The 21,445-nt window shown below is 57.9% G+C and carries 15 protein-coding genes, 1 tRNA gene and 2 rRNA genes; 12 read left to right on the forward strand and 6 right to left on the reverse strand.

Annotated elements, in window-relative coordinates; translation table 11 throughout:
• Positions 1–5: 5 nt before the first annotated feature.
• From ABVN21_RS27575 to ABVN21_RS27600, 6 genes are all read left to right on the forward strand, one after another.
• Positions 6–81, forward strand: a tRNA-Ala gene (locus tag ABVN21_RS27575).
• Positions 82–329: 248 nt separating this feature from the next.
• Positions 330–3,221 (forward strand): 23S ribosomal RNA (locus ABVN21_RS27580).
• 169 nt (positions 3,222–3,390) lie between these two features.
• Positions 3,391–3,506: ribosomal RNA gene (gene rrf, locus ABVN21_RS27585) — 5S ribosomal RNA — on the forward strand.
• A 144-nt stretch (positions 3,507–3,650) separates the two neighbouring features.
• Positions 3,651–4,310, forward strand: a complete 660-nt coding sequence (locus ABVN21_RS27590; protein WP_339554587.1) for a paraquat-inducible protein A — start codon at positions 3,651–3,653, stop codon at positions 4,308–4,310.
• The gene (locus tag ABVN21_RS27595; RefSeq protein WP_339554588.1) at positions 4,297–4,920 is read left to right on the forward strand and encodes a paraquat-inducible protein A; all 624 of its coding nucleotides are present in this window, start codon (positions 4,297–4,299) and stop codon (positions 4,918–4,920) included. The genes ABVN21_RS27590 and ABVN21_RS27595 overlap by 14 nt, the downstream gene beginning before the upstream one ends.
• Positions 4,913–7,216: an MlaD family protein gene (locus ABVN21_RS27600; RefSeq protein ID WP_339554589.1), complete on the forward strand. Its 2,304-nt coding sequence runs from the start codon at positions 4,913–4,915 to the stop codon at positions 7,214–7,216. The genes ABVN21_RS27595 and ABVN21_RS27600 overlap by 8 nt, the downstream gene beginning before the upstream one ends.
• 68 nt (positions 7,217–7,284) lie before the next feature.
• On the opposite strand, the gene mksF is transcribed toward ABVN21_RS27600, so the two are convergent.
• The 3 genes from mksF to mksB are packed head-to-tail and all read right to left on the reverse strand — an operon-like array spanning position 7,285 to position 12,090.
• Entirely contained in the window at positions 7,285–10,125 is a 2,841-nt protein-coding gene (gene mksF, locus ABVN21_RS27605; protein ID WP_034149630.1) for an Mks condensin complex protein MksF, read from the reverse strand.
• Positions 10,122–10,820: an Mks condensin complex protein MksE gene (gene mksE, locus ABVN21_RS27610; RefSeq protein WP_339554590.1), complete on the reverse strand. Its 699-nt coding sequence runs from the start codon at positions 10,818–10,820 to the stop codon at positions 10,122–10,124. The genes mksF and mksE overlap by 4 nt, the downstream gene beginning before the upstream one ends.
• Positions 10,810–12,090 (reverse strand): Mks condensin complex protein MksB, encoded by a 1,281-nt coding sequence (gene mksB / locus ABVN21_RS27615; RefSeq protein ID WP_339554591.1) that lies wholly within the window; start codon positions 12,088–12,090, stop codon positions 10,810–10,812. Before mksB ends, mksE begins: the two co-directional genes overlap by 11 nt.
• A 207-nt stretch (positions 12,091–12,297) precedes the next feature.
• Here mksB and ABVN21_RS27620 point away from each other — a divergent pair, with 207 nt between their 5' ends.
• Positions 12,298–13,041, forward strand: a complete 744-nt coding sequence (locus tag ABVN21_RS27620) for an energy transducer TonB (RefSeq protein WP_339554783.1) — start codon at positions 12,298–12,300, stop codon at positions 13,039–13,041.
• Positions 13,034–13,486, forward strand: coding sequence for a ribosomal protein S18-alanine N-acetyltransferase (rimI, locus tag ABVN21_RS27625; RefSeq protein ID WP_007981794.1), 453 nt, complete (start codon positions 13,034–13,036; stop codon positions 13,484–13,486). The genes ABVN21_RS27620 and rimI overlap by 8 nt, the downstream gene beginning before the upstream one ends.
• Positions 13,487–13,610: 124 nt before the next feature.
• Here rimI and ABVN21_RS27630 read toward each other — a convergent pair whose 3' ends face one another.
• Positions 13,611–14,015, reverse strand: coding sequence for a serine kinase/phosphatase (locus ABVN21_RS27630; RefSeq protein WP_339554593.1), 405 nt, complete (start codon positions 14,013–14,015; stop codon positions 13,611–13,613).
• Between the two features lie 169 nt (positions 14,016–14,184).
• On the opposite strand from ABVN21_RS27630, the gene can reads away from it, so the two are divergent.
• A complete protein-coding gene (gene can, locus ABVN21_RS27635; protein ID WP_339554594.1) occupies positions 14,185–14,829 on the forward strand; it encodes a carbonate dehydratase in 645 nt (214 codons plus the stop codon).
• Between the two features lie 80 nt (positions 14,830–14,909).
• Here the strand turns inward: can and ABVN21_RS27640 are convergent, their stop codons facing one another.
• Positions 14,910–16,088 (reverse strand): hypothetical protein, encoded by a 1,179-nt coding sequence (locus ABVN21_RS27640; RefSeq protein ID WP_339554597.1) that lies wholly within the window; start codon positions 16,086–16,088, stop codon positions 14,910–14,912.
• A gap of 212 nt (positions 16,089–16,300) precedes the next feature.
• Complete coding sequence (locus ABVN21_RS27645; RefSeq protein ID WP_339554598.1) at positions 16,301–17,719, reverse strand: TIGR00366 family protein; 1,419 nt, start codon at positions 17,717–17,719, stop codon at positions 16,301–16,303.
• Between the two features lie 201 nt (positions 17,720–17,920).
• Between ABVN21_RS27645 and ABVN21_RS27650 the strand changes: the two genes are divergently transcribed.
• The 3 genes from ABVN21_RS27650 to ABVN21_RS27660 all read left to right on the forward strand — a co-directional run bounded on the left by ABVN21_RS27650 (position 17,921) and on the right by ABVN21_RS27660 (position 21,437).
• Positions 17,921–19,240, forward strand: a complete 1,320-nt coding sequence (locus ABVN21_RS27650) for an MFS transporter (RefSeq protein WP_339554600.1) — start codon at positions 17,921–17,923, stop codon at positions 19,238–19,240.
• Positions 19,241–19,378: 138 nt separating this feature from the next.
• The gene (locus ABVN21_RS27655) at positions 19,379–20,695 is read left to right on the forward strand and encodes a PAS domain-containing methyl-accepting chemotaxis protein (protein WP_339554602.1); all 1,317 of its coding nucleotides are present in this window, start codon (positions 19,379–19,381) and stop codon (positions 20,693–20,695) included.
• A gap of 142 nt (positions 20,696–20,837) precedes the next feature.
• Positions 20,838–21,437, forward strand: a complete 600-nt coding sequence (locus tag ABVN21_RS27660) for a flavin reductase family protein (protein WP_339554604.1) — start codon at positions 20,838–20,840, stop codon at positions 21,435–21,437.
• The last annotated feature ends 8 nt before the right edge of the window (positions 21,438–21,445 follow it).

Below are 21,445 nucleotides of genomic sequence, written 5' to 3' on the forward strand. Positions count from 1 at the left end.
AATACGGGGCCATAGCTCAGCTGGGAGAGCGCCTGCCTTGCACGCAGGAGGTCAACGGTTCGATCCCGTTTGGCTCCACCACTACTGCTTCTGTTAGTAAGAAAGCTTAGAAATGAGCATTCCATCGCTGTGATGATGAATGTTGATTTCTAGTCTTTGACTAGTTCGTTCTTTAAAAATTTGGGTATGTGATAGAAAGATAGACTGGACGTTACTTTCACTGGTAACGGATCAGGCTAAGGTAAAATTTGTGAGTTCTCTTAGTTGAGAAATTCGAATTTTCGGCGAATGTCGTCTTCACAGTATAACCAGATTGCTTGGGGTTATATGGTCAAGTGAAGAAGCGCATACGGTGGATGCCTTGGCAGTCAGAGGCGATGAAAGACGTGGTAGCCTGCGAAAAGCTTCGGGGAGTCGGCAAACAGACTTTGATCCGGAGATGTCTGAATGGGGGAACCCAGCCATCATAAGATGGTTATCTTGTACTGAATACATAGGTGCAAGAGGCGAACCAGGGGAACTGAAACATCTAAGTACCCTGAGGAAAAGAAATCAACCGAGATTCCCTTAGTAGTGGCGAGCGAACGGGGACTAGCCCTTAAGTGGCTTTGAGATTAGCGGAACGCTCTGGAAAGTGCGGCCATAGTGGGTGATAGCCCTGTACGCGAAAATCTCTTAGTCATGAAATCGAGTAGGACGGAGCACGAGAAACTTTGTCTGAATATGGGGGGACCATCCTCCAAGGCTAAATACTACTGACTGACCGATAGTGAACTAGTACCGTGAGGGAAAGGCGAAAAGAACCCCGGAGAGGGGAGTGAAATAGATCCTGAAACCGTATGCGTACAAGCAGTGGGAGCCCACTTTGTTGGGTGACTGCGTACCTTTTGTATAATGGGTCAGCGACTTATTTTCAGTGGCGAGCTTAACCGAATAGGGGAGGCGTAGCGAAAGCGAGTCTTAATAGGGCGTCTAGTCGCTGGGAATAGACCCGAAACCGGGCGATCTATCCATGGGCAGGTTGAAGGTTAGGTAACACTGACTGGAGGACCGAACCGACTACCGTTGAAAAGTTAGCGGATGACCTGTGGATCGGAGTGAAAGGCTAATCAAGCTCGGAGATAGCTGGTTCTCCTCGAAAGCTATTTAGGTAGCGCCTCATGTATCACTGTAGGGGGTAGAGCACTGTTTCGGCTAGGGGGTCATCCCGACTTACCAAACCGATGCAAACTCCGAATACCTACAAGTGCCGAGCATGGGAGACACACGGCGGGTGCTAACGTCCGTCGTGAAAAGGGAAACAACCCAGACCGTCAGCTAAGGTCCCAAAGTTATGGTTAAGTGGGAAACGATGTGGGAAGGCTTAGACAGCTAGGAGGTTGGCTTAGAAGCAGCCACCCTTTAAAGAAAGCGTAATAGCTCACTAGTCGAGTCGGCCTGCGCGGAAGATGTAACGGGGCTCAAACCATACACCGAAGCTACGGGTATCACTTAGGTGATGCGGTAGAGGAGCGTTCTGTAAGCCTGTGAAGGTGAGTTGAGAAGCTTGCTGGAGGTATCAGAAGTGCGAATGCTGACATGAGTAACGACAATGGGTGTGAAAAACACCCACGCCGAAAGACCAAGGTTTCCTGCGCAACGTTAATCGACGCAGGGTTAGTCGGTCCCTAAGGCGAGGCTGAAAAGCGTAGTCGATGGAAAACAGGTTAATATTCCTGTACTTCTGGTTATTGCGATGGAGGGACGGAGAAGGCTAGGCCAGCTTGGCGTTGGTTGTCCAAGTTTAAGGTGGTAGGCTGGAATCTTAGGTAAATCCGGGATTCTAAGGCCGAGAGCTGATGACGAGTTACCCTTTGGGTGACGAAGTGGTTGATGCCATGCTTCCAAGAAAAGCTTCTAAGCTTCAGGTAACCAGGAACCGTACCCCAAACCGACACAGGTGGTTGGGTAGAGAATACCAAGGCGCTTGAGAGAACTCGGGTGAAGGAACTAGGCAAAATGGCACCGTAACTTCGGGAGAAGGTGCGCCGGTGAGGGTGAAGCATTTACTGCGTAAGCCCACGCCGGTCGAAGATACCAGGCCGCTGCGACTGTTTATTAAAAACACAGCACTCTGCAAACACGAAAGTGGACGTATAGGGTGTGACGCCTGCCCGGTGCCGGAAGGTTAATTGATGGGGTTAGCTAACGCGAAGCTCTTGATCGAAGCCCCGGTAAACGGCGGCCGTAACTATAACGGTCCTAAGGTAGCGAAATTCCTTGTCGGGTAAGTTCCGACCTGCACGAATGGCGTAACGATGGCGGCGCTGTCTCCACCCGAGACTCAGTGAAATTGAAATCGCTGTGAAGATGCAGTGTATCCGCGGCTAGACGGAAAGACCCCGTGAACCTTTACTATAGCTTTGCACTGGACTTTGAATTTGCTTGTGTAGGATAGGTGGGAGGCTTTGAAGCGTGGACGCCAGTTCGCGTGGAGCCATCCTTGAAATACCACCCTGGCAACTTTGAGGTTCTAACTCAGGTCCGTTATCCGGATCGAGGACAGTGTATGGTGGGTAGTTTGACTGGGGCGGTCTCCTCCTAAAGAGTAACGGAGGAGTACGAAGGTGCGCTCAGACCGGTCGGAAATCGGTCGTAGAGTATAAAGGCAAAAGCGCGCTTGACTGCGAGACAGACACGTCGAGCAGGTACGAAAGTAGGTCTTAGTGATCCGGTGGTTCTGTATGGAAGGGCCATCGCTCAACGGATAAAAGGTACTCCGGGGATAACAGGCTGATACCGCCCAAGAGTTCATATCGACGGCGGTGTTTGGCACCTCGATGTCGGCTCATCACATCCTGGGGCTGAAGCCGGTCCCAAGGGTATGGCTGTTCGCCATTTAAAGTGGTACGCGAGCTGGGTTTAGAACGTCGTGAGACAGTTCGGTCCCTATCTGCCGTGGACGTTTGAGATTTGAGAGGGGCTGCTCCTAGTACGAGAGGACCGGAGTGGACGAACCTCTGGTGTTCCGGTTGTCACGCCAGTGGCATTGCCGGGTAGCTATGTTCGGAATAGATAACCGCTGAAAGCATCTAAGCGGGAAACTAGCCTCAAGATGAGATCTCACTGGGACCTTGAGTCCCCTGAAGGGCCGTCGAAGACTACGACGTTGATAGGTTGGGTGTGTAAGCGCTGTGAGGCGTTGAGCTAACCAATACTAATTGCCCGTGAGGCTTGACCATATAACACCCAAGCAATTTGATCCTCCTCGTTGAAAAGACGAACGAGACCAGATTGCGGTGTGTGAAGACGAAACGAACCGAAAGTTCGACGCTTACAAAACACCGAAAGCTGTCACATACCCAATTTGCTGAAGCGAGGCCATCTGGTCGCGACTCAGTACCCGAATTTCTTGACGACCATAGAGCATTGGAACCACCTGATCCCATCCCGAACTCAGCAGTGAAACGATGCATCGCCGATGGTAGTGTGGGGTTTCCCCATGTGAGAGTAGGTCATCGTCAAGATTAAATTCCGAAACCCCAATTGCGAAAGCAGTTGGGGTTTTGTTTTGTCCGCAGGAATACATCGCCTTCCCTTGCACAAATTGCACAGTTATTTTTGACTCAGGGCACTAGAATAAGCCCAACTTTTTCAGAGTCAGAGCCCTTATGCCAGATCCGCTTGACGCCTCCAGGCTGTCAGAATTACCGCTGGACGATTTGGTGGCGTGTCATGAGTGCGACTTGCTGATGCGCAAACCTGTACTCGCCCATGGCGAGAAAGCCCTGTGTCCGCGCTGCGGTTACGAACTCTACGCCCATCGACACAATGTCGTGCAGCGCAGCCTCGCCTTAGTCATCGCTGCGTTGTTGTTGTATGTCCCTGCGAACTTTTTACCGATCATGCAGCTCAATCTACTCGGGCAGTCATCGCAAGACACTGTCTGGAGCGGCGTTGTGAGCCTATTCAATACGGGCATGCAGAGCGTTTCGGTGATTGTGTTCCTGTGCAGCATGGCTATCCCGTTACTCAAACTGCTCTGTCAGCTGGCTGTCTTGCTGACTATTCGTCTTGATATCGGGCGCAGTTACGGTTTGCTGCTCTATCGCATTTATCACCATCTAAGAGATTGGGGAATGCTTGAGGTTTACCTCATGGGCGTGCTGGTAGCGATCGTCAAGCTGGCAGATATGGCAGCCATGAACATCGGTTTCGGTTTGGCATGCTTCGTTGGTTTGTTATTGGTCCAGGTCTGGTTGGAAGTCGTGATGTCGCCCCACCAGATCTGGCAGGCTTTATCAGGAGAGGATGCCCATGCGGGCGATTGATGCAGGCATTCTGATTTGCGCGGAATGCCATGAATTGAACAAGCAGGAAGCTGAGACCGATGAACAGGTCTGCACTCGTTGCGGGGCGTTGGTTCATGCGCGTCGACCGAACAGTCTGGTGCGGACCTGGGCATTGCTGATCACCGCCGCCATTCTTTATATACCGGCCAATGTGTTGCCGATCATGACCGTGAGCTCCCTGGGCAAGGGTGATCCCAGCACCATCATGACGGGCGTGATCCAGCTGGTTCAGCACGGCATGATTCCAATTGCCGCTGTAGTCTTTATCGCCAGCATCATGGTGCCCACGTTCAAACTCGTGGGTATCGCGCTGCTGCTGTATTCCGTGCAGCGTCGCCAGCCACTCTCGGCCCGGCAGCGCATATGGATGTACCGCTTTATCGAGTTCATTGGCCGCTGGTCCATGCTCGATATCTTTGTGATCGCCATCCTCGTGGCGCTCGTGAATTTTGGACGGCTCGCCAGTATCGAAGCTGATCTTGGCGCCATCGCCTTTGCCAGTGTGGTGATTCTGACAATGCTTGCCGCAGTAACTTTCGATCCCCGACTGATTTGGGATAACACGGAGTCGGACGACGACCATGACTGATTTGCCTACAGCGAAAACCCGACCGGCCTCGAACTGGTCAGCCATTTGGGTGTTACCTCTGATTGCCTTGATCATCGGTGGCTGGCTCGGGTGGCGTGCCTATAACGAGACGGGCATCGAAGTTCAGGTCCGTTTCGAAAGTGGCGAAGGCATTCAAGCCAACAAGACCGAAGTCGTCTACAAAGGCATGCCGGTCGGCAAGGTGAAGACGCTCAAACTCGATGACGAAGGCACTTCCAAAGGTGTGATTGCCACTGTCGAGATGAACAAGGACGTGGAGCAATACCTGCGCACCAGCACACGCTTCTGGCTGGTGAAACCGAGCGTTACCCTGGCCGGTATCACCGGCCTGGAAACACTGGTCTCGGGGAACTATGTGGCGATCAGCCCGGGCGAAGGCGAGCCCACCCGTAAGTTCAAGGCGCTGGCCGAAGAGCCACCGTTGTCGGACGCCCAGCCTGGCCTGCACCTGACAATCAAAGCTGATCGCCTGGGCTCTCTGAACCGTGGCAGCCCGGTGTTCTACAAGCAAATCAAGGTCGGGCAGATCAAAAGCTATTTGCTCTCCGAAGACCAAAGCACAGTCGAGCTTAAAGTATTCATCGAGCCGACCTACGCCAAACTGGTGCGCAAACACACTCGTTTCTGGAACGCCAGCGGCATCAGCATCGACGCCAACCTGTCGGGCGTGAAAGTGCGCAGCGAATCTCTGGCCAGCATCGTTGCCGGCGGTATTGCGTTCGCCACTCCGGAGAACCGCAAGGACAGCCCGCCAACAGATCCGAGCCTGCCGTTCCGTCTCTACGAAGACTTCGATGCGGCTGCGGCCGGGATCAAGGTCAAGGTCAAACTCAGTGACTTCGAAGGCTTGCAAGCCGGCCGCACGCCAGTCATGTACAAGGGCATTCAGGTCGGTACGCTCAAGGCGCTCAAGGTTGATGCAGACCTGACCGCCGCCAGTGCCGAATTGACGCTGGACCCATTGGCCGAAGATTACCTGGTCGATGGCACTCAATTCTGGGTGGTCAAGCCGTCAATTTCTCTCGCGGGTATTACGGGTCTGGAGGCGTTGGTCAAAGGTAACTACATCGCCGTCCGCCCTGGAGATAAAGGAGCGGCGCCGCAACGCGAGTTCGTCGCACGCCCCAAGGCGCCGCCGCTGGACCTGCGTTCGCCGGGGCTGCACCTGGTGTTGTTCACCGATAACCTCGGATCGCTTGAGGTTGGCAGCCCGATTCTCTACAAGCAGGTCAAGGTCGGCTCGGTTCAGAGTTATCAGTTTTCACGCAAGCGAAACCAGTTGGTGATCGGTGTCCATATCGAGAAGGAATACGAAAACCTGGTCAACGCTTCGACGCGGTTCTGGAACGCTAGCGGTATCACGCTGACAGGCGGACTGACAGGCGGCATTCAAGTCAAAAGCGAGTCGCTGCAAAGCTTGATGGCCGGAGGCATTGCTTTCGAAACACCAGAAGCCAAGGCGCCGCTACAGAAGCGGATTCCACGATTCCGTTTGTTTCCCAGTCATGAAGACGCCACGCAAAAGGGCTTGGTGATCACGATCAAAGTCGACCGCGCCGATGGTTTGCGCGCAGGTACGCCGGTTCGTTTCAAAGGTCTGGATGTCGGCAAGATTGAAGGCGTCGACCTCAGTAGTGATTTGCAGTCAGTGTTGTTGACGGCCCGCATCACTGAGGTGCCTGAGAGAATTGCGCGGGTCGGCAGCGAATTCTGGGTGGTCAAGCCTGAACTGGGGCTGATCAAGACCTCAAACCTGGAAACTTTGGTCACCGGGCAATACATTGAGGTGCAGCCAGCCGCGAAGAATCTGGGGCCGCAGAAAAACTTCGTGGCGCTGGCCAGCGCACCGGAGACGGCTAAGCAAGAAGCCGGGTTGAGCCTGGTGTTGAGCGCTGCTCGCCGTGGGTCTCTGAAACCGGGTGTGCCGGTGACCTATCGCGAAATAACGGTAGGCAAGGTGACTGGATATGAGCTGGGTCAGACCGCTGATCGAGTGCTGATTCACATCCTAATCGAGCCGAAGTATGCGCCATTGGTACGCAGCGGCACGCGTTTCTGGAACACCAGCGGCTTTGACTTTGACGTAGGTCTGTTCAAAGGCGCGACGGTGCGGACCGAATCGCTGGAAACCATGATTCAGGGTGGCGTTGCGTTTGCCACGCCGGATGGCGAGCGCATGGGCAGTGTCGCGCGACCGGAGCAGACGTTCCCGCTGTTCGACAAGTTTGAAGAGGAATGGCTGACCTGGGCGCCGAAAATTTCCCTCGGCAAGTAAGCTCAAGCAGAAATGAAAAAGGCCGCGATCCATTGGATCGCGGCCTTTTTTGCCTCAACTAAACAGAATCAAACCGCATCCAGCTCCGGTTCGTCTGCCTGTTCGATGACCGTCGCCTTCACCTGGTCGTGCCGGCGGATGTACTTCCAGTCCGCCTCATCGATGTAGATCCCTGCCGGGCCGCTGCCGCCTTCCAGGTCGATGGCGACACTGGCGCAGACCTGCGGTTTCACACTTGCCAGGATCGGCACGAAGCCCAGTTGCAGGCTGGTTTCCAGCAAGGCAGCCTGGTTTTTCTCATCGATGTCCGCAGCTTCGTCGAGGTAGTACGGCAAGCGCACACGACCGGCCAGGTCGCGGTCCATCAAGTGCAGCAACAAGTACATGTTGGTCAGCGCTTTGATGGTCATGGTGGTGCCGTTGGAGGCAGCACCGTCGATATCGGTGTGGATCACCGGTTGTCCATTGACCTTGGTGATCTCGAATGCCAGTTCGAACAAGTCCTTGAGGCCGAGCTGGTTGTGGTTCGCCGCCACCAACCGCGCCAGGTATTCCTTGGCCTCTTCGTTCTTGTTGTCCTGTTCCGCACTCTGGCTCAGGTCGAACACCGACAGGGTTTCGCCTTCCTCGTACTGACCCGCGCTGTGGATGATCTGGTCGATGTGCTTGAGGGCTTCCTTGTTCGGCGCGAGCACGATGCGGAAACTCTGCAGGTTGGAGACCTGACGCTTGTTGATCTCGCGGTTGAACAGCGCCAATTGGTGTTCGAGGCTGTCGTAGTCGCTGCGGATGTTACGCAATGTGCGGGCGATGTCGGTAACGGCTGCACGACGGGCCTTGCCCAACGTCAACGCTTCGTCGGTGCGGTGCGCGTAAGCGTTGATCAGCAGTGACAGACGACGCTCCATATCGTCTTCGCTGTCGAATTTGGCCACGCCCTTCAAACGCACTTGCGCGTACAAGGCCTCGATCTGCCCGTCGGCGCGCAACAGGCCTTGCCAGCTGTCCTGATAGTCGTTGAGCAGCGGCAATAGGTTGTCCATGGAATCGTCGATCGGGTCCATGAACGGTGTGCCGAACGGCAGGTCCGCCGGCAACAACTGACGGCGGCGCAGGGCGTCGTCGAGGGTGCGTTGCTTGGCTTCCATGTCGCCGATCTGGCGGCCGACCAGTTGCAACTTGGCCGACAGCTGTTGAACGCGCTCGGTGAAGGCGTCGCTGGAGCGCTTCAGCTCGTCCTGCGCGGCTTCCATCTGCGCCAGTTGCTCCAGCTTGTCGCCTTCTTCGGCGCTCAGGGTTTGCGCGCGTCGGAAATCTTCCAGTGCCTTCTGCGCATCCAGCACTTGCTGATATAACGCTTCGGTCTGGGTCTTGCTCGCGGCGCGGTCGGCGGCCACGGCTTGCTGGGTTTTCAGTTGCTTGAGTTCTTTTTCCAGGCGCTCTTTCTGGTCGCGCAGTGCCGCACGATCCGCCAGTGCTTGCAGAGCCGGTGGCTCGATGTGCGAGATGTCGATGGACAACCCCGGCACTTCGAAACGCTCACCCTTGAAGCCGTCGAGGATCAGTTCCACGGATTTCACCCAGTCGCCATTCTCGTCGAGGGTGATGCCGTGCTCGCCGAGCGGCAGGCTGAACAGTGCGCTGTTGAACAGACGCATCAGGCGCTCGACGTCCTGTTGCGAGAATTCTTCGCGCAAGCGGGCATAGCTATTGTTGTCGGCGTGATCGAGCTGTTGCTTGACCGACTTCAGGCGTTTTTCCAGATCCCGCAGACGCTCTTCCAGATCCTCGGCACTGAACTGACGGGACTGTGCCAGTGCACCGGCCAGTTCATCGTGTGCGTCCTTGGCCGCCAGCAGCTGTTGCTCCAGCACTTTGACGTCATCGACCAAGGCAAAGCGATGCTTGAGAACCGACAACTCGCCAAGCCAGCGCTGGATGCCGGAGATTTCCCGCTCCAGGCGCATCAGTTCCTGAGTGCCGCCGCGCTGGTCGTTTTGCAGGGCGTCCTGCTCGTTGCGGTAATGCTCGGCCTGAATGGTCAGTTCTTCCTTGCGCGCACTGGCGTAGTCGGACCAGGTGCCCAGTAACGAATCAAGCAGTGGTGAGATTCGGTGCAGCTTGCCGCGCAGGATGTCGCGTTGCTTCACGCCATTGGCCAGCGCTTCGACCAGCGGACCGGCGGCGACGAGGGAGTTGTAGTCCTGCTCCATGCGTCGCACATCGCGGAAGGCTTCTTCGCACGCGGCGATGTAGTCCACGCTGCCGGAACGCAGGCTGTGTTCGAAAGCATCAAGGAATAGCTGCTTGAGCTTGGCGGCGGTGATTTCGCGCATGTGCAGCAAGTTGATGAACAGCGCGCGGAACGTCTTCAGGCTCTGTTCGCTGGTGGAGCGCAATGGTATTAGCGTCAGGTCCAGCGGGATCGAGGTATGACCGCCGACCAACAAGCGGCGCAGTTCGTCCGGCTTCAGCTCGTAGGCTTTCAGGCCTTCGCGCTCAAGGTTGGTGAACAGTTCTTTCTGGCGCAGGCAAGTGTCGTTTTTCTGGTAGTGAGCCAGGTCGAGCTTGCCCGCATAAGCAAAGAACTGGTGACCGAAACCGCCGCCGGGGCCGCGACCCACCACGCCGATCACGTGTGGACCGTGGGGCAGCGAGACTTCCACGAGGATGTAACTGGTGTCCGAAGCGAAATAGAAACGCCGGGATTGTTCCAGGCTGTACTTGCCGAAACTCATGTCCGACATGCGCGCCAGGATCGGGAACTGCAAGGCGTTGATCGAGGCGGATTTACCGAGGTTGTTCGCGCCGTAGACCGACAGCGGCTCTTCCAGCGGGAACAGGCCGAGGCTGTAACCGGCAGTGTTCAAAAGGGCAAAGCGGCGGATGCCGTAGCGTTCCTTGCTCATGCGTCGAGCTCCTGTTCTTCGGCGATGGCGCGGGCCAAGGCGTCTTCTTCGCTTTCGCCTTCGAACTCACTAAGATCCAGCGGGTCGTCGGTCTGCAGCAGTTTTTCGCTGTCTTCGTCGATCAGCACCGGAACCGGCAGCGGCAATACGCTATGCAAACTGGCAGCCAAATCGCGGTCCTGCTGCACGGAGAGGCAGACGTCGAGGAAACGGTGCATCGGCGGCAGGAAGCGGTAGACACCGTTTTCTTCGCTGGCGAAACCGAGCTGGGTCATTCGGCGCATGATTTTTTCTTCCAGCTCATCCTGGGTCTGCACTTCGGCCTGGATGAACAGATCGCGGTATTTCTCCAGCAGCGATGGCAATTCATCTCGGCCCAGGCTGCCGCCGTCGAGCACGGCGATCGGGTCGCGGCCCTGGTCTGCCAGGTGCTCGACGAGGATGAAGGTGAACAGTGCCAGACGCTGGGCGGTCTTGTTCACCGCTGCTGCCGCGAGATCTGGCACGAAGTAGTAGAAACCACGGGTATCGCAGACCAGTTCAAAACCCAACGCCTTGAACAGCGTGCGGTATTGGTCCTGAAAGTTCGACAGTTGTGCGTACAGCTCCGGATCGCGGCGGCTGACGTGGTAACCCTTGAACAGCTCGCGAAAGATCGGCGCCAGCTGAGACAGTTCGGATAGATCAAGATGCATTTGGGATGCTCGCAGAATTCTCGGTGGCATCAGGGCCAGCCGAGAGCAGGGCGAAGGAGCGCAGGCTGACCTGATGCTCGTGTGTGAAGTAGTCGCGACGATCCAGGCGCTTGCGCGTGAAGCGTTTTTCCCGGGACAGGCGCGAGAACCAGTACAGCAATTCGTCGGTGGCGCCGTCCGGTTCCTGCTCCAGCAGCCAGGTCATCAAGTCCGGCATCGGCAGGGCGTCTTCGCAGCGCTCAAGCATTTCGCGAACCGTACGTGGTGCGCGCGGGGTATCGCCACCCTTGTGGGTTTTGTGTGCCTTGGGGAAGCGCGCCGGTTTCGGTTCGAAACGGGCCAAGGCGTAAACGTAAGCCTCGACCTGACTGGCGCTGCCGAGGAAGGTGCTTTGCGGGCGGGTGAACATCGGCATGGCCGCTTGGGGCACGGCGTCGATGCCCTTGCGCCGGATCATCGACAAGGCCAGCGCCGCGCCACGGGTCACGGCGTTGTGGCGGCGCGCTTCTTCACGTAGCGGCAGCAGCAGTTCGCGGGCGTGACGCAGGGTGAGCTGGGCGCTGGTCTGCATTTCCAGGATGCGCGCGTGGGTGCGCAGCAGCATGTCGTCATCGACCAGGTGACCGAGGCGTTGCTGTTCGCTGAGCATCTTCAGCAGCACGGTTTCGACCTTGCGCACACCTTGCTCGAAGGCCCCGTCGGCGTTGACCAGATCAATCATCGGCTCGACGTATTCGTCCCAAGTCGCCAGCACTTCAGCGTAACGCTGACGCAGCGGGATCTGCCGATCGCTGGTCTTGGCACGTTCGGCCACGGCCACCAAGGCCTGTTCGTCGTTGTCGAGCTTCTTCAATACGTCGCGAACGCGCATGTCGAGCAAACGCAGTTGGCGCGCCAGATCATTGCCGTCGCGGATATCGAAGGCGTCCTGGATGTAACCGGCCAGGCGCTCAAGGTGGCGCAGATAAGCTTCGATTTCCAGGCACAGGCCCAAACGGTGTTCACGGCGCAGGTAAGCGAGGAAGTCGTGGATCTGCGCGTTGAGCTCGAAGCGGTTCGGGCTTTTTGCCACGGGAACCAGAATGTCGAGGCGAATCCACACGTCCAGCAGGCTGGTGATGTCCTGCGGCGTACTGTCGAGTTGCTGGGCGGCCAACTGTGAACGCAATTCGTTGAGGCTCAATGTGCCTTGGTCGAAGTGCTCGCACAGTGGCTCCAGAAGTGCCCAGTGTTCAGCGAGGGCGCGCAAGACGCGCTTGGGTTCGATCATCGGAATGGCCGGCTGGTTGGCGATTAAAAGCCGCGATTGTACTGCATCAGGGGCGATGCGATTCACTCTCGGGACGGAGTGTCGCTTTTCTTATCGATCAACAGCAGGCGATCTTGAGCGAAGGGCGGTAGAATCACCGCACTTTAGTTATCCACAAGTGGCCGACCTTTGCTTATCGAGTCCCGTCGCCGCGCCTATTTGACCGCCATGCAGGTGGTCAACTGGCTGCCGCGCACCGAATTACCTTTTGCTGCGCCGTCGCGGCCCGAATTGCTGGAGCCGCTTGAGCCGTTGGTCGTCGCGCCGGTAACGCCTGCACCTGCGGCTCAAGCGCCTGTTGAACCGGCGGTCAAACCGGCCGAACGAGTGAAAGTCGAGGTGCCGCGGCCATCATTGGCGAGCACGCGCACCGGGGCCAAACCGGTGGAAGAGCTCGAAGAGGCGCCAGTTGCCAAGCCTGCACCTGTGCCGCCCCCGCGTTTCGCCCTGCAATTGCTGCGCGCGGGTCGTTGCCTGCTGCTAGTGGAGTTACCCACAGGCGGAGCGTTCCAGACCCGCGATCCCGCGTATTTGCTGCTCAAGGACATGCTGCGTGCCGCCGGTCTGCCGGACAGTCCGCAGATCGTCGGCGAGCCGGTGCGCTGGCCGCTGCTGGTACGGGGCACCATGGACCAGGGGCCGGACGCCGCTCGCGATTTCGTACAAGGTTTTCTCTCGGCCAGGCTGGAAGACGCACCGTGCGTCTGTTTGTGGCTGATCGGCCTGCCTGCGGTGCGTTTTGGCGGGGAAGGGGACGCCGAATCCTTCAACCGTGAACTCCAGGTCGAAGGCCTGGGGTCGGTCTGGGCCTTGCCGGGCCTGGAATTATTAATGGAAGAGCCACAGCGTAAGGCTGATGTCTGGCAAGCCATGCGTCGGCTGATGGCGCGCTGGAAAGAATCGAATGAGTGACGCTGTATCGTTCCGCCCGATGACCGAGGCAGACCTGGAAGCTGTACTGAAAATCGAATACGCCGCCTATAGCCACCCATGGACCCGCGGGATTTTTCTCGATGGCCTGGGCAAGTACCAGATCTGGCTGATGTTTGAAGGGCAGCAGCAGGTCGGGCATGGCGTGGTGCAGATCATCCTTGATGAGGCGCACCTGCTAAACATCACCGTCAAACCGGAAAACCAGGGGCGTGGGCTGGGCCTGACGTTGCTGGAGCATCTGATGTCGATTGCCTACAAGGCCGATGCCCGGGAATGTTTTCTCGAAGTGCGCGACAGCAATACCGCGGCGTTCAAGTTGTATGAGCGGTATGGATTCAACGAAATCGGCCGGCGCCGGGATTACTACCCGGCAGTGGGTGGGCGCGAAGATGCGGTGGTCATGGCCTGCACCTTGGTGGATTGAGCGTTGAAATCATCGCGGGCAAGCCCGCTCCCACAGAGTATTTGTTGTTCACAATAATTGAGAACGACACGAAGCCTTGTGGGAGCGGGCTTGCCCGCGATGGCGTACTTTCTGGCAAAGTCGATCAACGCTTCCTGTCGAGAGGCTCTCGCTGCGCCATCTCCGCTTCATCCAGCCCGTTGCCACCGCCAATGTCGTCTTCGTCGACAATGCTCAAATCCCAATCGGCCTGATCACCTTGGCCGGCTTCGTGGGCGTCCCGGGCGCCATCTTCGCGAATCAGGGTTTCGGGGCTCATGTCATCATCGGTCGATTCATGGTCGGCGGTCGAAGCGCCGGTCATCCCGGCTTCGCGTACGCGCTGTCGGGGCATCAGCTGTTCGCGTTCGTTCTCAGGCAGCTCGTCGCCGATCTTGGCGCTGGGTTCTTCCTCGTCGAAGTCCAGCTCCTGCATCGAGCCCATGCGGTCTTCGTTGTCATCGATGGGCTCTGGTTGCACCGCATCGTAAGGACGTCGTGAATCATTCATGGCATTTCCTCATACTGTGGGCCTTACTAGGGTGGACCCACTGGGCATGAGAGAATTCCACTGGCATGGAGCGCCGAATAAACGCATCAGGCAGGTATCTGCATCACGCGCGTGACCTCGACGGACGGTCGACTGTCAAAGCAGCGCATCATTACCGAGGCTTCATTGCATGAACGAATTACAAGATCTGATTGATAACAACGAGCGCTGGGCCGACGCGATCACCAAAGAAGATCCTGACTTCTTCGCCAAGCTGGCTCGTCAGCAGACTCCAGAGTACCTGTGGATCGGCTGTTCCGACGCCCGTGTACCGGCGAACGAGATTGTTGGCATGTTGCCCGGCGACCTGTTCGTACACCGCAACGTGGCAAACGTGGTGCTGCACACCGACCTTAATTGCCTGTCGGTGATTCAGTACGCGGTGGACGTGCTCAAAGTCAAACACATCCTCGTCACCGGCCACTATGGCTGCGGCGGCGTGCGCGCCTCGATGCAGGATCGCCAGTTCGGCCTGATCGACGGTTGGCTGCGTTCCATTCGTGATTTGTACTACGAGAAGCGCGAAGAAATTGCCAAGCTGGCCACCGAAGAGGAACAAGTTGATCGCCTCTGCGAACTGAACGTGATTCAACAAGTGGCCAACGTCGCCCATACCAGCATTGTGCAAAACGCCTGGCATCGCGGGCAGAGCCTGTCGATCCACGGTTGCATCTACGGCATCAAGGATGGTCGCTGGAAGAGCTTGAACACCACCATCAGTGGTTTCGAGCAATTGCCGCCGCAATACCGCCTGCGTCCGGTCGAGAAGTCGTAAGCCTCTGATCTGAGGCTTTGCCGACGCCAGTGTTGCAAAAAACATCTGGGCGTCGGCGCCTTCCATTAACTGACACCGATTTACAGCCCTGGAGCGGGAAGCGTAGTCGTGGGCGCGGGTGCCTTGAGTTGTTTGAGCTGGACCTGGACCGTTGCCGAGGCGCATTTGCCTGCGGCTTGTGGCGGTGTCAGGTTGCGGATCGAGGTGTAGAACAGCGCACAGGTTTTATCTTTCTGCGCCACTTGCCAGGTTTGCGTGCAACTTCTCAGCTCAATATCGGCATTGCTCTCCGTTTCGCGGCCCATGGCGGCTTGCCAGCACGCGGCGCTCAGGTCCTGTGCCATGACTTTCAGCCCCGCTGCATCGGCTTTGGCCTTGGCTTCCGCGCTAGTGCCGCTGTAGTTGGCCGGGTCGGCGGCGTACCAAATGTAGCTCGGGTGGTTGGCGCCCAATACGGGGACTTTCAGGCCGTCGGTCGGGCTGATACTCACCAGTCCCAATACATTCACCGTCGGGCCGTACTGCTGCTTGACCCAGTCACGCACCGGTGTACCAAACGCGACCATCGGCAATGCCTCGCCGCTGGTTTTGCGGGTGACATTCTTGACCATGGTGGTCTGGTAGTCGGTGAAGTAACCGTAGACACCTTCCAGGTCCTTTCCGGCGTTGGCCGGCGCGGCGATTGGCGCGATGTCGATGATGGTCTGGTAGTTCGGTGTCTGTTCGGCAGGAACGCCATTGACCGTCAGCAGCGAAGCCCAGCGATCCGTCGTGGCAGACTTCAGGTAATCCTGGGCCTGGATCAACGAATTGTCCGGCGGGAAGTGCAGCAGTTCGACGCTTTTGCGGTTCTCCAGTGCCATGCCCAGCGGCAGGAAAAAATGCCAGTTATACGCCCACTTGCCATCGGCATTCAGTTTGCTGGCGCCGCTGTAGGCCATATCACCGGCATCGAGCAACGCTTCCAGCGGTTTCTCATAGCCGTTGGGTACACCGCTGATTACGGCGAAAAGCTGATCGTTGTCGGTTTTGACCAGAGCCTTCGCTGCGCCATAGCCATCGCGCTGCAGGCTTTGGGTCAGGTAATGCTCCACAGTCTGCTCCAGCGTCCAGTTGCGAAAGCAGATCACGTTGCAGTTGTTGGGATACGCAAACAGACGGGTGACGCGTTCGGTGTTGCCCAGCTTCACGTAGAGATCGGCGTGGGCAGCGGCACTCAGGGTGAGGGCCGCGAGGGTGAGTCCTGCGAGTTTCAGCATGCTCAGATCCTTTTCAGCGTGGCTTCCCGGTAGTTGGGGCTACTACATACTTAGACTGCTGGTGGCTACTGGTCTAGAGCGAAACGCGAAAAGTTGACTGGCAATTTTCAAAGTGGAAGCGAGCCTGCTCGCGATAGCAGTCTGTCAGACAACGCAGATGTCGAATCCAGATCCGACATCGCGAGCGGGCTCGTTCCCAGAGGTGGGCCGGATTACGGCATCACCGGTGGTGTATACGCCAGCGTCGTCCCCAATGCCCACAGTAAAAACAACACGATCGGCGTGTGTACCAGCAACTGCACGAACGAGAATCCGATCAAGTCCCGCGCCTTCAACCCCAATACGCCCAATAGCGGCAGCATGTAGAACGGGTTGATCAGGTTCGGCAGGGCTTCGGCGGCGTTGTAGATCTGCACGGCCCAGCCCAGGTGGTAATTCAGATCATTGGCCACTTGCATCACGTACGGTGCTTCGATGATCCACTTGCCACCGCCGGACGGGATGAAGAAGCCCAGGATCGCCGAGTACACGCCCATCAGGAGAGCATAGGTGTCGTGGGACGCGATGCTGACGAAAAAGGTCGAGATGTGATGGGCCAGGGTCTGCGCATCAGCACCTTTGACCGTGGTCATCAATGCAGCGATCGAGCCGTAAAGAGGGAACTGGATCAGTACGCCAGTGGTGGTTGGCACCGCACGGGCCACGGCGTCGAGGAAGCTGCGCGGGCGCCAGTGCAGCAGGGCGCCGAGCATGATGAACAGGAAGTTGTAGGTGTTGAGCCCGGAAATCGCGCTGATTGCCGGTTTGGTCGAGAACTCATGGAACAGCCATCCGGCGGCCAGCAACACCAGCAGAATGGTCAGCAACGGGCTGTGTTCCAGCCATTCGCCGGGGCGGGTGCGTGGTTGCAGGGGCGGCAGGTTGAAACTCGGGTCAACGCCGCAGGCCTTGGCATCACGTGCTGAATTCGGGCCGGGAGCGGTGGCATAGGCAATGATGATCGAGATCACGACCAGCGCCAGCAGCATCACGCCGGACTGCCAGAGAAAGATTGTCTGGGTGAAAGGAATCACCCCGGTGATGGACAGAATCGATGGTGGCAGGCTGGCCGGGTTGGCCTGCAATTGGGCCGCCGAGGAAGACAAGCCCAAGGCCCACACCGCACCGAGACCCAGATACGCTGCGGCACCGGCGGCGCGGTAGTCCATCTTCAGATCGGTGCGGCGGGCGAGGGCGCGCACCAGCAAACCGCCGAATACCAGCGACAAGCCCCAGTTCAACAGCGACGCAACCATGGAAATCAACGCCACCCAAGCCACGGCGGAGCGGCCGTTTTTCGGCAGCTTCGCCAGGCGGTCAATCAGCTTCACCGCAGGTGGCGAGCTGGCGACGACGTAACCGCCGATCACCACGAAAGCCATCTGCATGGTGAAGGGGATCAGGCTCCAGAAACCATCACCAAACGCCATGGCGGCATCCGTGGGTTTCGCGCCCATGGCCATGGTGGCCAAAGCGACAATGATCACCGCCAACGCGGCAAACACCCAGGAGTCGGGGAACCAGCGTTCGGCAAAACTTGAGCAGCGCAGGGCAAAGCGGGCGGAGCGGCTATCTTCGATATCAGCGGCCACGGGAGTACCTCGAATTTTTATGTTTGTTGTGGTCTTCGGGACGTTGGCGGCCCCTCTGGACAGGCCCTTACAGTAAATCAAGACGCGGTTGTTTGCGGGCCTGTTTTTGCGGCTATGGGACTTTGGTCTAACGGGTTGTCCGTCGACGCGTTTGCGTAGACCATGGGCGCCTTGGTTTTTGCCTGTGCCAGAGTTCTGTTCATGACTGCCAACACTGATTCGCGCCCGACGCCGTTCAACCGCTCGGACTACAAGACCCTTGGCCTCGCGGCCCTCGGCGGGGCGCTGGAAATCTACGATTTCATCATTTTCGTTTTTTTCGCCCTGACCTTGAGCCAGCTGTTCTTCCCGCCGGAAATGCCCGAGTGGCTGCGATTGCTGCAAAGCTTCGGCATCTTCGTCACCGGTTATCTGGCGCGGCCGCTGGGCGGGATCCTGATGGCGCATTTCGCCGACCGGTTGGGCCGCAAGCGAGTGTTCAGCCTGAGCATCCTGATGATGGCGTTGCCGTGTCTGCTGATCGGAATCATGCCGACCTACGCGCAGATCGGCTACTTCGCACCGCTGCTGCTGTTGCTGCTTCGCGTGCTTCAGGGCGCTGCGGTGGGCGGTGAAGTGCCTAGCGCCTGGGTATTCGTTGCCGAGCATGCACCGGCCGGCCATCGCGGTTATGCCTTGGGTTTTTTGCAGGCGGGCCTGACCTTTGGCTACTTGCTTGGCGCTCTGACGGCAACGTTCCTGGCGCAGGCGTTCACCCCGGCAGAAATCCTCGATTACGCCTGGCGCTATCCGTTTCTATTGGGTGGCGTGTTCGGTGTAATCGGCGTCTGGTTGCGCCGCTGGCTCAGCGAAACCCCGGTGTTCATGGCCATGCAGGCCAAGCGAGATGCGGCCGTCGAGCTGCCGCTGCGCACGGTCTTGCGCGAGCATCGCCTGGCCATATTGCCGGCCATGATTCTCACCTGCGTGCTGACCTCGGCGGTGGTGGTGTTCGTGGTCATCACCCCGACCATGATGCAGAAAACCTTCGGCATGACCGCCAGCCACACCTTCGGGCTGAGCGCATTGGGCATCGTTTTCCTGAACATTGGTTGCGTACTCGCCGGGTTGCTGGTCGACCGCATCGGTGCCTGGCGCACGGTTATGTTGTATAGCCTGTTGCTACCGCTGGGCATCGGCGTTCTCTACACCTGCCTGATCAGCGGCGGCGACTGGGTGGGTCTGGCCTACGCGGTTGCCGGCCTCTGTTGCGGGGTGGTGGGCGCAGTGCCGTCGGTGATGGTTAGCCTGTTCCCGGCACGGATTCGTGTCTCGGGGATTTCGTTCACCTACAACATTGCCTACGCCGCGTGGGCGAGTATCACACCGCTGGTGTTGATCGGTCTGATGCCGTGGAGCCCGTGGATCTGCGTGATTTTCTCTGCGGTGATGGGTGCGGTGGGGGTGAGCAGTGCAGCGTACTTCTCTGCTCGGATGCCGAGGATCACCGGTAGTTCGGCCACGTGCACCGTAAAAGCATGAGGCGTACGCGTTCCCCTACACGTTTTGCGTGCTGTAAGTATTTTTGTAGGACAAAGCTGAAACGCTCTTCAGAAAACACCCGCAAGGCCGATGGTTAGGCTGCATATCGCTTTCTACCCTGTCCATCGGTGCGTCCCCATGTTCAATAAACGCTTGAAGCAGGAGCTGTCGGCTCTTCGCGAAGAACTTTCCAGCCTTCAGCAAGTGAAGGAAAGTCTGGAAAGCGAGATGCTCGTGCTGACCCTCGATAAAGATGGGCAGGTGCAATCGGTCAATCAGAACTTCCTTGGCGAGATGCACTACAAGAGCAGTGATCTGGTTGGCCGACACATCAACGATATCGTTCCGGAACATGTCAAAACCGACGAATTCCAACGACGCTTCAATAACGCGCTGACCCGTGGCGAGCATTTTGCGGGTGCTGTTCGCCTGCTGCGCGGCAATGGTCAGGAGGCGTGGTTGCGTTCGATCGTGCAACCGGTGCGGTGCGCAAACGGGCGGATCAAGCATTTCTCGATATACTCCAGCGACCTGACCCGTACCATCGAGGCCTCCCGCGAACATGAAAACCTCATCGGTGCGCTGGTGCGTTCGACGGCGGTGATCGAGTTCGACCTCAATGGCAACGTGCTGGCCGCCAACGACCGCTTTCTCAGCGGCATGGGCTACAGCCTGGCGCAGATCAAAGGCAAACATCACCGCACCTTTTGCCTGCCGGAAGAGCAGAGCAGCGCCGATTACCAGAACTTCTGGCGCCGCCTGAACGCAGGCGAATACGTCGCCGGACGTTTCAAGCGCATCGACAGCCATGGTCGTACGGTGTGGTTGGAGGCGTCCTACAACCCAGTGACCGATGCCAACAACAATCTCTACAAAGTGGTGAAGTTCGCCACGGTGATTACTGATCAGGTCAATCAGGAGCAAGCCGTCGCCGAAGCGGCCAATATTGCCTACAGCACCTCTCAGCAAACCGATCAAAGCGCCCAACGTGGCAACGCGGTGGTGACGCAAGCGGTAGATGTGATGCGTGACTTGGCCAAACACATGCAAACCGCTGGCGATGGCATCGAAGCCCTTAATGAGCAGTCGCTGGTGATCGGCACCATCGTCAAGACCATCAGCGGCATTGCCGAACAAACCAACCTGCTAGCGCTCAACGCGGCCATCGAAGCGGCTCGCGCCGGTGAGCAGGGCCGAGGTTTTGCCGTGGTGGCGGACGAGGTACGGCAACTCGCTTCGCGTACCAGTCAGGCCACTGATGAAATTGTCCTCGTGGTGCGTCAGAACCAGGACATGGCCCGCAACGCCGTGGCCCTGATGACTGATGGCAAGCTCCAGGCGGAACAAGGCTTGGCATTGGCGGCGGAAGCGGGCACGGTGATTATCGAGATCCAGGACGGCGCGCAGAAAGTGGTAAATGCAGTGGGTCAGTTTGCCAATCAGTTAGCGACTTGATGCACTGACCTCTAGAAGATCGCAGCCTTCGGCAGCTCCTACACAGGATTGGCGTACATCCTGTAGGAGCTGCCGCAGGCTGCGATCTTTTCAGATCTGGATATCGCTACAATCGGCTCTTTTCCCCAAGGAGCAGACTTCCATGAGCGCCTCCCATCGCCGTCCGGTCCCTTTGCCCAAGGCTTATCGTCTGCTCAATCACGGGCCGACCGTGTTGGTCAGCGCCGCCCATGACGGTCAGCGCAACATCATGGCTGCCGCCTGGGCCATGCCGCTGGATTTCGAACCGCCAAAAATCGCCGTCGTACTCGACAAGTCCACCTGGACCCGGCAGTTGCTCGAAGCCTCAGGCACCTTCGTGCTGAACGTTCCTTGCGCCGCCCAGGCCGATATCGTCCAGACGGTGGGCTCGACGTCAGGCCTGGAACTGAACCGTGACCAGGGGCTGGATAAATTCCAGGTCTATGGCTTGCCGACCTTCAGTGCCGAGTTGGTCGAAGCGCCGATGCTCGACGGCTGCGTCGCCTGGCTTGAGTGCCGACTGTTGCCAGAACCCGATAATCATCAGCAATACGACCTGTTCCTGGCCGAAGTGATTGCCGCGCAAGCAGACGAGCGCGTGTTCAGTGACGGGCGCTGGCACTTCGAAGGGCAGGACGCGTTGCGCACTTTGCATCACGTGGCAGGCGGGCACTTTTTGACCATCGGCGAGCCGGTGGACGGCAAGACCTTGCAGCCGTAAGGTGGCCG

Origin of the sequence: Pseudomonas sp. MYb327 (assembly GCF_040438925.1) — a bacterium.
Taxonomy (GTDB): Bacteria; Pseudomonadota; Gammaproteobacteria; order Pseudomonadales; family Pseudomonadaceae; genus Aquipseudomonas.

Coding starts and splice junctions, on each gene's coding strand:
- rimI (WP_007981794.1), top strand. CDS start 13,034: ATGAGTGACGCTGTATCGTTCCGCCCGATGACCGAGGCAGACCTGGAA.
- mksE (WP_339554590.1), bottom strand. CDS start 10,820: ATGCATCTTGATCTATCCGAACTGTCTCAGCTGGCGCCGATCTTTCGC.
- ABVN21_RS27655 (WP_339554602.1), top strand. CDS start 19,379: ATGTTCAATAAACGCTTGAAGCAGGAGCTGTCGGCTCTTCGCGAAGAA.
- mksF (WP_034149630.1), bottom strand. CDS start 10,125: ATGAGCAAGGAACGCTACGGCATCCGCCGCTTTGCCCTTTTGAACACT.
- ABVN21_RS27650 (WP_339554600.1), top strand. CDS start 17,921: ATGACTGCCAACACTGATTCGCGCCCGACGCCGTTCAACCGCTCGGAC.
- ABVN21_RS27630 (WP_339554593.1), bottom strand. CDS start 14,015: ATGAATGATTCACGACGTCCTTACGATGCGGTGCAACCAGAGCCCATC.
- ABVN21_RS27640 (WP_339554597.1), bottom strand. CDS start 16,088: ATGCTGAAACTCGCAGGACTCACCCTCGCGGCCCTCACCCTGAGTGCC.
- can (WP_339554594.1), top strand. CDS start 14,185: ATGAACGAATTACAAGATCTGATTGATAACAACGAGCGCTGGGCCGAC.
- ABVN21_RS27595 (WP_339554588.1), top strand. CDS start 4,297: ATGCGGGCGATTGATGCAGGCATTCTGATTTGCGCGGAATGCCATGAA.
- ABVN21_RS27660 (WP_339554604.1), top strand. CDS start 20,838: ATGAGCGCCTCCCATCGCCGTCCGGTCCCTTTGCCCAAGGCTTATCGT.
- ABVN21_RS27620 (WP_339554783.1), top strand. CDS start 12,298: ATGCAGGTGGTCAACTGGCTGCCGCGCACCGAATTACCTTTTGCTGCG.
- ABVN21_RS27600 (WP_339554589.1), top strand. CDS start 4,913: ATGACTGATTTGCCTACAGCGAAAACCCGACCGGCCTCGAACTGGTCA.
- mksB (WP_339554591.1), bottom strand. CDS start 12,090: ATGATCGAACCCAAGCGCGTCTTGCGCGCCCTCGCTGAACACTGGGCA.
- ABVN21_RS27590 (WP_339554587.1), top strand. CDS start 3,651: ATGCCAGATCCGCTTGACGCCTCCAGGCTGTCAGAATTACCGCTGGAC.